This window comes from Vibrio sp. CDRSL-10 TSBA, from assembly GCA_039696685.1.
GTDB lineage: Bacteria > Pseudomonadota > Gammaproteobacteria > Enterobacterales > Vibrionaceae > Vibrio.
The window spans coordinates 458,441-472,367 of sequence record CP155565.1 but is presented as its reverse complement, the minus strand read 5'-3'; the positions used below and the strand labels follow the sequence as shown (position 1 = coordinate 472,367).

At 49.1% G+C, this 13,927-nt stretch carries 5 protein-coding genes and 3 pseudogenes; 4 read left to right on the top strand and 4 right to left on the bottom strand.

Annotated features, from left to right (window positions below):
• Window positions 1-534 precede the first annotated feature (534 nt).
• The 3 genes and pseudogenes from clcA to cqsA all read left to right on the top strand — a co-directional run bounded on the left by clcA (window position 535) and on the right by cqsA (window position 4,603).
• Window positions 535-1,969: pseudogene (gene clcA, locus ABDK09_02240) on the top strand (H(+)/Cl(-) exchange transporter ClcA).
• Window positions 1,970-2,207: 238 nt separating this feature from the next.
• Window positions 2,208-3,192 (top strand): annotated as a pseudogene (locus tag ABDK09_02235) (TDT family transporter).
• A 229-nt stretch (window positions 3,193-3,421) separates the two neighbouring features.
• Window positions 3,422-4,603, top strand: a complete 1,182-nt coding sequence (gene cqsA, locus ABDK09_02230) for an alpha-hydroxyketone-type quorum-sensing autoinducer synthase (GenBank protein XAW88438.1) — start codon at window positions 3,422-3,424, stop codon at window positions 4,601-4,603.
• Between the two features lie 113 nt (window positions 4,604-4,716).
• Here cqsA and ABDK09_02225 read toward each other — a convergent pair whose 3' ends face one another.
• The 4 genes and pseudogenes from ABDK09_02225 to cra form a co-directional block, all read right to left on the bottom strand.
• Complete coding sequence (locus ABDK09_02225) at window positions 4,717-6,768, bottom strand: response regulator (protein ID XAW88216.1); 2,052 nt, start codon at window positions 6,766-6,768, stop codon at window positions 4,717-4,719.
• 324 nt (window positions 6,769-7,092) lie between these two features.
• A pseudogene (locus tag ABDK09_02220) lies at window positions 7,093-10,135 on the bottom strand (SMC family ATPase).
• A gap of 3 nt (window positions 10,136-10,138) precedes the next feature.
• Window positions 10,139-11,281, bottom strand: a complete 1,143-nt coding sequence (locus ABDK09_02215; GenBank protein XAW88215.1) for an exonuclease SbcCD subunit D — start codon at window positions 11,279-11,281, stop codon at window positions 10,139-10,141.
• A gap of 209 nt (window positions 11,282-11,490) precedes the next feature.
• Window positions 11,491-12,471, bottom strand: coding sequence for a catabolite repressor/activator (gene cra, locus ABDK09_02210; GenBank protein ID XAW88214.1), 981 nt, complete (start codon window positions 12,469-12,471; stop codon window positions 11,491-11,493).
• A 317-nt stretch (window positions 12,472-12,788) separates the two neighbouring features.
• Here cra and fruB point away from each other — a divergent pair, with 317 nt between their 5' ends.
• Window positions 12,789-13,925: a fused PTS fructose transporter subunit IIA/HPr protein gene (gene fruB, locus ABDK09_02205; GenBank protein ID XAW88213.1), complete on the top strand. Its 1,137-nt coding sequence runs from the start codon at window positions 12,789-12,791 to the stop codon at window positions 13,923-13,925.
• Window positions 13,926-13,927: the final 2 nt, after the last annotated feature.

Genomic DNA, 13,927 nt, shown 5'->3' with positions numbered 1-13,927 from the left:
GACTGTACAAAGATAAACAGAAAAACTGAGTGAATAGAAAGCGGCAGAAAATTCAGGTGCTGACGAAATAACCAGAAAACATCACAGAAACAGATGAGTCAGATAAAAACAGGCTCCGTAACAGAAAGAAACAGATACGATAAATAGCAAAAGGCGCACTGACTATAGCGCGCCTCTTTTCCCCGGAACTCAATCGTGAGTCTGCGAGTCAGTCTGTTTTGTGTACCAAACTGACCATTTGCGAGGACATTTGATTTGAAGTACTTTTTGAATCCATCCAAATTGTAGGTAAGGCCTTTCAATTCCTCCATTTCGAAATAATCAAATCTGCCTTACCCTTTAAATATGGTTCATTACGCTGAAAATACAAGTTTTTCTCGCATATTTTTGATGATAATTACACGGTTTTCAGAATTTTAGCGAAATCAATCATATATGAAAATCAATATTGCATTCTTGTCGCTATAGTTGGATGATGTGGAGAGTATAATTCGAGGCCACCCCCTGAATTCCAATCCCTGAGGCCCTATTTTCATGACGAAGAGTGAGAAGTTGAAGTACAGTTTACTTTCCAAAGTTCCAAAAGATGCGATTAATCAATTTCTCTCTAAAGAAAAAACCCCCGCTTCCGTCCTGTTCCTCTCCCTTATCGTTGGTATTCTTTCAGGCATCGTCGGTACTTATTTCGAACAAGCGGTTCATTTTGTCTCGGAAACACGTACCGACTGGCTGCGCAGTGAAATTGGCAACATGTTGCCTTTGTGGCTCGCCGCGTTTCTGATCAGTGCTGCCCTGGCCTTTATCGGCTATTTTCTCGTGCACCGCTTTGCTCCGGAAGCAGCCGGCTCTGGTATTCCGGAAATCGAAGGTGCTATGGATGGCATGCGTCCGGTGCGCTGGTGGCGAGTGCTGCCGGTCAAGTTTCTTTGGTGGTATGGGCGCACTGGGTTCAGGTATGGTTCTCGGCCGTGAAGGGCCAACTGTGCAGATGGGCGGTTGTATTGGTCGTATGGTGTCGGATATTTTCCGCATTAAAAATGACGATACGCGTCATTCTCTGCTGGCTTCCGGCGCAGCCGGTGGTCTGTCCGCGGCGTTTAACGCACCTTTGGCCGGCATCATGTTTGTGATGGAAGAGATGCGGCCGCAATTTCGCTATACCCTGATATCCGTACGTGCAGTTATTATTTCTTCGGTCGCAGCCAACATCGTCTTTCGCAGCGTCAACAGCCAGGATGCGGTGATCACCATGCCGCAATACCACGCCCCGGACTTACCTTTGTTAGGTCTGTTTTTATTACTCGGTGTGCTGTTCGGTATTTTTGGCGTGCTGTTCAATAAGCTCATCACCACAGCCCAGGATATTTTCGTTAAGATTCATAAAAATACCCGTAGCCGCTATCTGATTACCGGCTCACTGCTGGGCGGATGTTTTGGGTTAACTCTGCTGTATATTCCGGAACTGACCGGCGGCGGTATTGCACTGATCCCGACCATAACCAACGGCGGTTACGGTGCAGGACTGCTGTTATTGTTGTTCCTTGGCCGTATTCTGACCACACTGATCTGTTTCGGCTCCGGCGCACCGGGTGGCATCTTCGCGCCTATGCTGGCACTAGGTACACTATTTGGTTATGCATTCGGCCTTATCGTGCAAAGTATGCTGCCGGAACTTGAGATTGAACCTGGCATGTTTGCGATTGCTGGCATGGGTGCGCTGTTCGCAGCAACAGTGCGCGCTCCGATCACCGGTATTCTGCTGGTGATTGAAATGACCAATAACTACTACCTGATTTTGCCACTGATCATTACTTGTCTGGGTGCAGGTACCTTTGCACAGCTATTTGGCGGCCAGCCGATTTACAGCCAGCTGCTGCACCGCACACTGAAAAACGACAAACTGCGTCAGCAAGACTTACCGCCACAACAAGCGACGCCGGTAAAAGAAGCCGCCACAGAATCAGCATGATGCACGACTATGACCAAATAGTGCAGATCAACGTTAGTTCAGACAAAAGTTGCTTCAGGTAATCATGCCACTAATTACTACTTGTTCACGGTTTTGTGACGGTTATACATCTATTGTTACACACTGATTGCTAAAAATTGATAGAATCGCCGCGCATTAAATCTTTGCTGTGCGGCGATTTTTTCTTCATTCCTTCCACGTTCGCCGCAATTTGACCTTAATTAAACGGAGTTTGGCGTTGAACTGGAAAAGGCTGATTCAGGTACAAAGTGTTCCCCCTTCCCAGGCTGCCCTGGCATTAGGGCTGATCGGGCTTGGCCAGGCATGGGCTTTGTATCTGCCACACATCGGCTCAATGCTGCGCCCTTACATGGTGGTTGCTGGTGCCATTCTGTTGCTACCGGTTCTGGCGCGTTACCTGACCAGTTATTCGACATTCATGCGCGATATCCGCGATCCGCTTTCCGGCAGCCTGATGGCGCCGATGAGTATGGCGCTGTTGATTCTGTGCGATTATCTGGCATTGATTTCACCGCTGATCGCCTATCCTATCTGGGCGATGGCGCTACTACTGCACCTGACTATGATGGTGCTGTTTTTCAGCTTCCAGCTGCTCAATTTCAGAATGTCGCACATTGTGCCGAGCTGGTTTCTCTACCCGGTTGGTCTGATAAGCAGTTCCCTGGCCGGAACCCAGTTCGGTCACACGCTGTTTCTCTGAAACTCTGGTATCGGTCTGTATTGGGATCTATTTCTTCATGTTGCCATTGGTACTGTACCGATTGGTGTTTGAAGGCATGCTGCCGCGGCGTGCCCGGCCAACACTGGCCATCATGGCAGCGCCGATCAACCTGACTCTGGCGAGTTACCTGGTAAACTTTCCTCATCCGGATCCTATTCTGACCGGCGCACTGGCGGGCATCGCAATTACGATGACTCTGCTGATCTATTTATGTTATTTCCGCCTGATGAAACTGAAATTTCAGCCGTCCATCGCAGCGGTCACCTTCCCTTCCGTAATCAGTGCTATTGCAATGCATCGCCTGACCACTTTTTTTCAGCACGAATTCCCACACTGGCACTGGCTGCATAAATTCGGATTATTTGAACTGACTGTAGCGAGCGGATTAGTCTTATGGGTTTCTATCGGCTATGTACGAATGTATTGGCCTGAATTATTCCCGCCCAAGAACAACACATCGAACAACGGACTGCCGAAGTAAAAAATGACCGCGACCATTCAGTCTGGCCGGGAAAATAACTGAGTTCAAAATGGCAAATAATAACCTTACACTCTCCGAGTGTAAGGATTCTTTCTTAATAGACAACTCAATATAACTCAGTTTGCCATTGCTTCCAAAATAATCAATTTACGCAGGTGACGTCGCTGCAAATATCATCCATATATCTCTTGTCAGCTGGCATTATTTTCACATAACAAGGATATTGATGATGAACACCAATGCCAAAATCCATTACCTGCCTGATTTTATTCAGCGTCGGTTAGAGTTCTTTATTGAAGATTTAATTCATCCCAACCAGAACGGTAAACATCTGGTATTGGGAACAAGGCCGCACGACGGAGATATTGTATTGCAAAGCAATGATTATCTCAGTCTGGCCAACCATCCTCTGATTAAAGCGCGACTGAAAAAGGCTATCGATGAAACACAGGACAGTGTTTTTATGTCAGCCATTTTTCTCCAGGACCAGGCGTCCAAACCCAGCCTTGAACAGCAGCTGGCAGATTATGTCCATTTTGATTCGTGTCTGTTGTCGCAATCAGGCTGGAACGCAAACACAGCGCTATTGCAAACCATTTGCCCGCCGGACAGCCACGTTTACATCGATTTTTTTGCTCATATGTCACTGTGGGAAGGTGCCCGTTACGCCAGTGCTAACCTGCATCCGTTTATGCATAACAACTGCGATCATCTGCGTAAGCTAATACAGCGCAACGGGCCGGGGCTGATCGCTGTCGACTCCGTTTACAGCACTGTGGGCACTGTTGCGCCTTTGGCGGATATCGTAGCCATCGCGCAAGAAACCGGGTGCGCCATTCTGGTCGACGAATCGCATTCCATTGGCACACACGGTATTCAGGGAGCGGGATTAGTTGCCGAGCTCGGCCTTTCTTCCCAGGTCGATTTTATGACGGCCAGTCTGGCAAAAACATTTGCCTACCGCGCAGGAGTGATCTGGACCAACAATTGCGCGAACCAGTGTATTCCTTTTGTCGGTTATCCGGCCATATTCAGTTCCACCATTCTGCCGTATGAAATCGCCGCGCTTGAGGCCACATTGGAAGTGATAAAAAGTGCCGACAAAAAGCGTGAGCACTTATTTAATAATGCCCGCAAGCTAAACCAGGCGCTGAATAATATCGGCATAACGACACGCAGCCAGTCGCAAATTATTGCGCTGGAAACAGGAGATGAACGCAATACGGAAAAAGCGCGTGACTATCTGGAGCAACACGGCATCTTTGGCGCGGTATTTTGCCGGCCGGCAACGGCCAAAAACAGAAACATTATCCGTTTGTCTGTCACCAGTTCGGTCACTGAGCAGCAAATCGACAAAATCGTATCTGTCTGTCATCAGGCGCAACAAAGCGGGGACGTTTATTTTCATTAACCTGCAACAATTTCATTAAGAAACGATAGTTTCACTATTCAGGTCTGTTTTGATTAACCTGATGCAGATTAATCAAACTGGTATAAAACAGGATCCGGCTCCTGATAAAGGAGCTAGATCCAATTGGCCAGTTTACCCAATAGCTTGTCTTTATCAGCGGGTTTAACAATGTAATCGTTCATACCGGATTGCTGAATCTTCTCAATTGTCAGCGGGCTGTTATCGCCGGTGTGACCAACAATCGGCACATGACGGTAGGGTTTCTCGGATTCTCGGATCGCTTTGGTCGCAGCGAGGCCATCAATGACCGGCATCTCGATATCCATCAACACCAAATCGAAAGTATTGTGTTCCATCGCATCCAGCGCCTGCTGGCCGTCATTGGCCTGAATCACTTCATAGCCCTGCTTTTCCAGCAGCAAAGCGGTGAAAGTACGCAGCGACTGGTTATCGTCCACCACCAGAATACGACGTTCGTACCTGGTTTTTTTCAGCGGCACCACATTGTGATCCGGCAACAGCGGTTCAGCCTCAAAAAACAGATGGTCAAGCTGCTGATTGGTATCCATCAACAACTGACGTATCTCAAGCGGAAAGACTTTGAGATGACGTTCGATATTGATTGGATAGCGATTCTGCTTATCGTACAGATAGGCGATTTTGGCTTCAGTCGCGTGTAACTTCGTTTCCAGTTCCACCATCGACTGCCACTGATCGTTGACCTGTTCCAGGTCGATCAGAATCAAATCATATTCCAGCTCATACTCTTCACGTTGTAACGCCTCGGGCAGCGTCAACAGGTGCAGACGAAAACCCTGATAAAAAGACTGTTCACTTAAATGACGGCTGAGCAAACCATCATCACCTACGTAGAGCACCGTCTTAGTTTTCATCAGGTCCAGCTTAATATGACCGACGACTTCAGAGTGATAGACAGGAAAACTCAAGGTAAATTCGGTCCACTCGCCCAACACAGATTCACAGCTGATATTACCACCAAACGATCTCATGACCTTGCGGCAAAACGGTAATCCGAGACCATAGCTGCCGTTTTTGCCAAAGGTATAGAAGTCCTTAAAAATCTCTTCCAGCCTGTCCGGAGCGATACCCACTCCGTTGTCACGCACCTTGATCATGTTGTGTTGCGCATCGCGGGTCAGAGTCACATCAATCGCAAACTGTTCTCCGTTCTGATAATAAAATGCATTTTTGAGTAAGTTATACAACGCGAATTTCAATAATGTATCGCTGCCGAAAAAGTCAAAATCCGCCTCAACGCTCAGGCTCACCGCCTGACGATCCAGTGATCGCTTATAGGAAAACGATTTGAGCGCATGGCTGACCACCTGCTCTGCGCGCTGCTTTTTAAACGTCGAAGTTGAAACCCGGTTTTCATCAATCGATGTCAGCAGCAAATCGATGGTTTCATTACCCGAATGAATCACATCGTCGGCATTTTTAAGAATCTCGTACAACAAACTGAGATCCTGACCATCAATATGAGCGCCATGTCGTTGGTCCGTGGGTTGCGCCGGCAAGATAGTTCGCAAAACGTCCACAGAAGATTTTAAGGCACTGAGCGGATTACGCATCTCGTGCGCGATCCCGGCCCCAAATGACTTCGCTATCGACACCTTGGATTCATGCGAACTCTGATTGCGGAAGTAGAACAGGTTACCAAACACATAGGTAAACAGAAAAATCGGTACGTAAGGCCATAAGATCCAGTCCGTCAAAGGCTCATCGCGTACCCAATACGTCACCAGATAGGCTGCGAGGACAGACAACAGCGCCTGCAGCAACATCACCTTGGTCTCATGGACCAGAAGAATGTGCAGAAAAATAGACGCCATAAACGACATCGCCCATACCGTAGACCAGTCGTTCATCAGTAACATGTAAGCAAAGAAAAACGGTAAGCAGAAGCTGATGCTGAGCAGATAATAACAAGGCATGTAACGCTGCATCAGTTTGGGCAAACTGTTGCGAAATGCGATACCGGCAAACAGACAGGAACAGAACAACCGCAGCCAGATGCTTTCATACGGCTGCGGGAATAAAAACGCCCAGATGTAGTAGTACACCGGAAAGCCGACAAGCCCCATCCAACCGACCAGAGTCAGGTTTGGCTCAGCATACTGGTATATTTTCTTGACTACTTCCATGCGCTCTTACCAAAGAAAGACCCGAGGATTATACGTACAATTGAATAATTTATACACAGACATTCATTCTTTGAATCACTTTTTACCACCTGTTTATATAAACTTGATTACTAAATAGGTAGCACAATGGCATCAATCTGCCCACGTCACTGGTTAGCGTTACGAAAAGCCTTTATCGCTCGTCACACATTTTTGTGACACCAGATCTTACTGTCAGGGTAAAGTTTGCGGTGACATCAAACTTTACCCTGAGATAAAACTTTACCTTGAGATCAAACTTTACCGTGAGACAAAAACGGGCTGCGCATAAAACGTTAGCGCAGGTCAGGCAACCAGGCGAATTTTACTGCCACGCCCTTCGGTTTCGACATCAAGACGCAAAGCAATCTGCTCTTTGAGCTCAGTCACATGAGAAATGATTCCGATTGTGCGCCCACCCTGTTGCAAGTCAATTAAGGTCTGTATCGCCAGATCGAGTGATTCCGGATCCAGGCTGCCAAAACCTTCATCGATAAATAACGTGTCGAGACGGATACCACCGCTGTAAGACTGCACCACATCAGATAAACCAAGTGCCAGCGAGAGTGCTGCCATAAAAGATTCACCACCCGACAAGGTCGCCACATCGCGTGCTTTTGAGGTATAGCCATCTTCAACCATCAAATCAAGGCCGGAAACCGGCGTTACCTTTGGCGCGCTCTTCTTTGCGCTTTAACAGATAGCGGCCTTTACTCATTTTTTGCAAACGTTGTGACGCCTGGATCAATACATCATCCAGCAGCACCCCGAGCACGAAACGGTGCAGACTGACTTTGGCGCCGGTACGTCCGTTGGCGATGTCGCTTAAGGTGCCGTAAACCTGATACTCTTTTTCCAGCTGAGCATTTTTCTCATACAGCTTAGCCAGTTTTTGTTCCACTTGCTTGAGGCTGTCCATGCGTGAACGTAATTCGGCCAGACGGTTAAAGCTGTCAGTCACCACTTGTTGCTGTTCGGCAAGCGCTTTTTCGCTCAGCTCTGGTTGTGGCTGCTGTTTATCGGCCAGAATCTGAATCACACTCTCCAGCTTGCCGCGCAATGTCGCCAGCTCTTCGTCATAGCGGCGAATCTGCTCATCAATGACGGATAACGCCTTATCATCCAGGCGGGCAGCCAGGTAAGCGGCACTGTCGGCAAAATGAGTCTCAGCCAAAGCATGTTGCCACTGCTGCTCGGTACGTGCCTGCTCTTTGTACCAGGAGTCGAGTAACTCTTTGGCACTGGTCAGTGAAGCCTGTGCCGATGAGAGTTGGTTTTGCGCCTCAGTTAACGCAGCACGTGCCTGCAATTCAGCATCCGTCAGCACTTTAATCTGCTTTTGCACTTCACTGTACTTTTGTCTGACCTGATCAACATGACTGAATTCAGAGGTAATGTCCTGCTGCAAATCATCCACCCGGGTCTGAGCCTCTGTCACCGCCTTATCACACGCCTGCTTGGCAGCCAGTCTGGATTCAAGTTCCAGCTTCGCTTGCTGAGATTGAGCTTCCAGCACGCTAAGCTGCTGCTCAATCTGCGCCGGATTAATGGCCGATAAGCGGGTGATTTCATCGTTTAGTGTGTGTTGCTGACGCTGCAATTCGTCCAACTGCGGCAACGATTTTTGCTCAATCTCAGCGGTCAGTTGTTGTAAGTCCTGCTGCAAATGCTGGCAGTCACTCTCAAGTACCTGCTGCGCTTTATAACGCTCGATTTCAGCGTGACCGGCCAGTTGCTGCTGCTCGCGTGCCGATTGCACTTCCTCCTTAGTGACAACGTCACCTAAAAACTGTGCTAATTGCGGGTGAGCGTCACTGCCGCACACAGGACAGGCATCGCCCGGCTGCAGCAGGCGTGCCAGTTCAGCGGCCTGATTGGTATGCCAGACATATTCCAGCTTATCCGCCTGCTGCTTCGCCGCCAGTGTCTGCTGCTGCGCCTGCTGATAAATGTCACTGGCTTGCTTAAGCTGCTGTGTTTTAACGTTAAGTTGCTCTGTCAGCTTCTGCTGACGCAAGCGGCACTCAATCTGGTCATTAACGCTAAGCAGCGATTGGCGTTTACCGTCCAGCGTCGCGACCTGCTGCAGTGCCGTCTCGCGTTCAGTTCGTTTAAGCTGAATCTGACTCTCCAGTTGCTGCGTCTGCTGCTCGGCCTGTTGCAAAGCCAAAGTCGTCTTCTTGAGCGTGTCACCCGCTGATTTGAGCTGTTTCGCCTGCTCGTCGAGCGCCGCAAATTTTTTGCCGGTAATCTCCAGCTGATGTAATTGGGCCGACAAAGCTTCCGTCTGCGCATAACCGCTGACGCTGAGCTGATGCTGCTCCTGAGCCTGGCTAAGCTTGGATTGCGCCTGGCTCAGCTGTTCAGTTTTTGCTGTCAATGCAGTCTGGGCTTCAGCGCTCTGCTTTTGTGCCGTGATCCACTCGTTGTAAGGTAAATCCAGGCGAGACGCCTGTTGTGCCTGCTGGCGTTGCTGACGCAGCAGGTCGATTTCCGTTTGCTTGGCAACCTGCACCTGTAACTGTGCATCAAGCTGGCTTTTCTCTGCAAACTTGTTTTGCAGCTCCAGCGCCGCACTGTGTTGCTGCTTCAAATCGTCACGCAGTTTGAGCTGAGCCTGATAATGGCGTTCAGCTTCACTCAGCAGCGGTGACAGCGTGTTCTTTTCTGCCTGTAGCTCCTCTTCACTGCTGACAGAGACCACATCCAAGGCACCTTTTATCTGGTTATCAAACTCATCTTTTTCTTTGCGAATGCCTGCCGCCCGTTCAAACAGGGCTTTTTCAATCTGGGTATAAATATGAGTTTGAAACAGCTGACCGAAGATCTGCTCGCGATCTTTGGAGTTGGCAATCAACAATTCACGGAACTTGCCCTGCGGGATCACCATCACCTGACGGAACTGTTTTACATCCAGACCAATCAGTTCAACCATGGCTTTAGCAACCGGATTCGGCCGGTTGGCGATTAGCTTTTCTTCACCGTCAATCCACTCACACAATGTGGCGGAATGGGCTTTTTTGGTGGTGCCCTCACCGCGTTTTTTCGGCACGTCCTGATCCGGACTGCGAGTCACCACAAACTGACGGCCGTTCAGTTCAAAGCGGAATTCGATTTCGGTTAACAGTTCGGGATCTGCATAGTCACAACGCATCTGGTCCCCGGTCCGCTCACTGCCCGTCGTCTCACCGTACAGGGCGTAACAGATGGCATCCAGAATCGAACTTTTACCGGCCCCGGTCGGACCATTAATCAGAAACAGCGGCGCATGGCCAAGCTCGGTAAAATCAACCACCTGGCGGGTTGCAAACGGGCCAAAACCTTGAATTGTTAATTGAATCGGGCGCATGATTTAGTGTTGCTCCGCCTGTTTAATCGATTGAATCACGTCAGACATGACTTGCTCTTGTTCACTGCTGAGCGGGGACTGTTTCGCTTCTAAGAAGAAATCGCGGAACATATCCATTTCGCCTCTCGCCAGACGGGCACGGCCCATTTCCTGGTCAACCCCGATCAGCATGCCCGGTTTCTCCAGATGCAGTACATTGGGATACACTTTGCGCAATTTCTCCATCGGATCGAGAATGGCGTGTTTATCCTGCAGTCGCACCAGCAGATAGTCGTGATTATTCGGATCGGTTTTGCCCTGCTCGATCAGCTGTTCAAGCTCACCCTCAACGATACGCATGCCATGCGGGCACGGTAAATCGATATGTTGCGCGCTGACAAATCCATCCTGATTCAATTCAACGAGCGTGACGCCCTTCTTCTGATGTTGCTCGGAGAAACTGTATTTCATCAGCGAGCCGGAATAACGGATGAACTCTTCACCTTTCATTTGCGGCTGATGCAAATGCCCCAGTGCCACATAGTCAAACGGCAAGAAGTGCTGATGATCGACCCGGTCAGAACCGCCGATTGACAGCGGACGTTCCGATTCAGATTCCATCGCACCGTCAACGAAACAGTGGCTGATTAAAACGTGACGTTGTGACGCATTAAATTGTTCTGTGATGCGCTGAGACAATAACTGGTGTGCTTCATCATGGGTCGCGACCGGCTGCTGATAGTGATAACGTACCAGTTCAGGGTCGTTATAAGGCATGCCGTAAAACGCCACCTCACCGGCTTCATCAGAGCGCAGTACGACCGGTTCGAGCATCTGGTCAAAATCACTGATGATATGCAGGCCGGAACCTTTCATCTGCCGCGCAGCAAACCCGAGGCGTTTGGCGCCGTCATGGTTACCGGGAATCATAATCACCGGTGTGTCGAGTTCGTGACAAATACGCGATACGACCTGGTCCAGTAGCTCAATCGCCATCGTCGGCGGTACTGAACGATCGTAGATATCACCGGCAACCACTACCGCATCCACCGGGTTTTCGGTCAGGTATTGAATAAGATGATCAAGTACAGCGCGTTGGTCTTCGAGAAGAGACACGTTATGGAACTGGCGTCCCAGGTGCCAATCAGAGGTATGCAGAAACTTCATTCCCAGCCTGTCGAACGAATAGTTATGAGTGTTTTGAAACCATGATACTCGTTTTGCCAGGAATTGCGATGTGAGAAGGAAAAAGATCGAGCCAGATTGCACTGATTGCAACCAATCAGTTAACAATTAGCCGGTCGTACCCATTATGGCATTAACGGCTAATTTACTTGCCCACGTATATGGCTTACGGATCTGGCTTACCAAAAAGCTCAGGAACGTACTTTTAAACGGCGTGGTATCAGCTCAACACCTGACTGATAACGTTTGGCAGACGCGTTAAGCGCCAGAGCGAGAGCACTGTCGGCAATCAGTTCAAACTGCTGAGGCAACGAGTTCACTTTAGTCGGAATAAAATCAAGCAAACGGTTGTCACCAAAGGTAGCCAGACGGATCGTTTTCATCAGATCGGGATGCATTAACAACACGTCGAGAATCCCTTCTAACAAGGTATAAGATGTGGTCACCACCGCATCCGGAACACAGTTCTCGGCAACCCAGCGCTCAAACACCGCCCGGCCGTCATCACGATGGAAGTGCTGACCATAATCCACTTTAGCCTCGATACCCTTCTCTTTTAGCGCCGACTCAAAACCTAACTGACGTTCCTGAGAAATGTTCAGCTCCGGCAAAGCACCAATAAGGCCAACCGATTTCACCGATTTATCTAACAAGGATTCGGTCAGCTCGAAAGCTGCGCCGAAATCTTCGCTGATCACGCAGGCAAAGTATTCGTCGTCCAACGGACGGTCTATGGCAATGACCGGAGTACCGCTTTTCTGAATGTTAAGATAAAAGCTGTTGGCGTCCCGCATGGTACTGGCAACGAACAAGGCTTCAATCCGGCGCGATACTAACGCATCCGCCACGCTCATTTCAGTTTGTGGATTATCATCCGAACAGGCGATCAGAATTTGATAACCGGCCTTGCGGGAGTTTTGCTCCAGCAGTTTAGCCAGACGGGCGTAACTGGTGTTCTCCAGATCAGGAATAATCAGGCCAAAGGAGCGACTACTCCCGGCACGCAAGGCCGAGGCGGCATGATCCGGGCGGTAGTTATGCTCTTCTACCACGGCCATCACTTTCTGCTGCGTCTTCTCACTGATTCGATACTTATGTGCTTTACCGTTGATCACATAACTTGCGGTTGTTTTGGAGACGCCCGCCAACTTGGCAACTTCATCTAGTGTCATATCAACTACTCTGTAATGTGCGTATGATCATAGAAATAACTTTCCGATCCTTGATGATGTTGAATTATACGCTGAATCGATTCAGTATTGAAGCTGAAAGGATTCAGCAAAGTCTAAAATTGATAGCCAACTCGTGTTTTTTGGACTAAACCTTAAAACAAGCAAACGATGATGTTGCCAATCGAAGATTTTGCTGAATTTTTTAAAACTTAAAGCTGAAACGATTCAGCTCAACAATAAAGCAGGGTAAATCCTTGCGCCGCACGGTGGTGCGGTGACAACAAAAAAGCCACTCGCTGGCTGGAAAGGGGCCAAACATGCTGCAACTGACAACTCAAGACATTCAACTGGAACAAGCACAGGCAAATAAGCTGGATGCGATTCGTTCTATTGCTGCCGACCTGACTGCCAAAGGTCTGGTCGATGAAGGCTATGTTGAAGGTATGCTGAACCGCGAAGCGCAAAACTCAACCTTTTTGGGTAACGGCATCGCGATTCCTCACGGAACCACAGATACACGCGACCTGGTTAAACAAACCGGTGTTGCTGTTCACCACTTCCCTGCCGGTGTTGACTGGGGCGACGGTAACACGGTTTACGTTGCTATCGGTATCGCGGCTAAATCAGACGAGCACCTGGGTATCCTCAAGCAACTCACCAAAGTTCTGTCGGCCGATGGTGTTGAACAAAAGCTGAAAGAAGCCAAAGCAGAGAAAGACATTATCGCCCTGCTGAACGGCGAAGTTCAGTTTGAAGCCGATTTCGATGCGTCACTGATTCAACTGCAATTCCCGGCCAGCGACATGATTCAGATGAGTGCTGTCGCCGGCGGCCTGCTGAAGAACACCGGCTGTGCAGAAGCTGAATTTGTCGCAGACCTGGTCACCAAAGAGCCGACTCACTTGGGTAAAGGCCTGTGGTTAATCAGCAGCGATAAAAACGTCAAACGCACCGGTATGTCTTTTGTTTCTACTGCCAATGACTGTGAGCACAACGGCGTTAAGGTCAAAGCGCTGATCGCATTTGCCGCTTGCAACAGCGCGCACGAGGCGTTCCTCGGTAAGATCTCTGAGCTGGTATTTGCCCAGCAGCAAGACAAACTGCTTAATGCCGATGCACAAGCGTTAGTCAACTTGTTTACTCAGGGTGAAGAAGAAGCCCAGGCTCCTGCAGCTGAAGGTAACGTAGCGGTATTCAAAATCAGAAACTCACACGGCCTGCACGCACGTCCTGGCGCAATGCTGGTTGCTGAAGCGAAGAAATTTGAATCCAGCATCAAGGTATCCAACCTGGATGGTGACGGCAAAGTCGTCAACGCGAAGAGCTTGATGAAAGTTATCGCGCTGGGCGTAAAACACGGTCACCAACTGCAGTTTACTGCCGAAGGTCCTGACGCATCGAAAGCTCTGGAATCTATCGGTGCAGCGATCAACGCTGGCCTGGGTGAAGGTTAAGG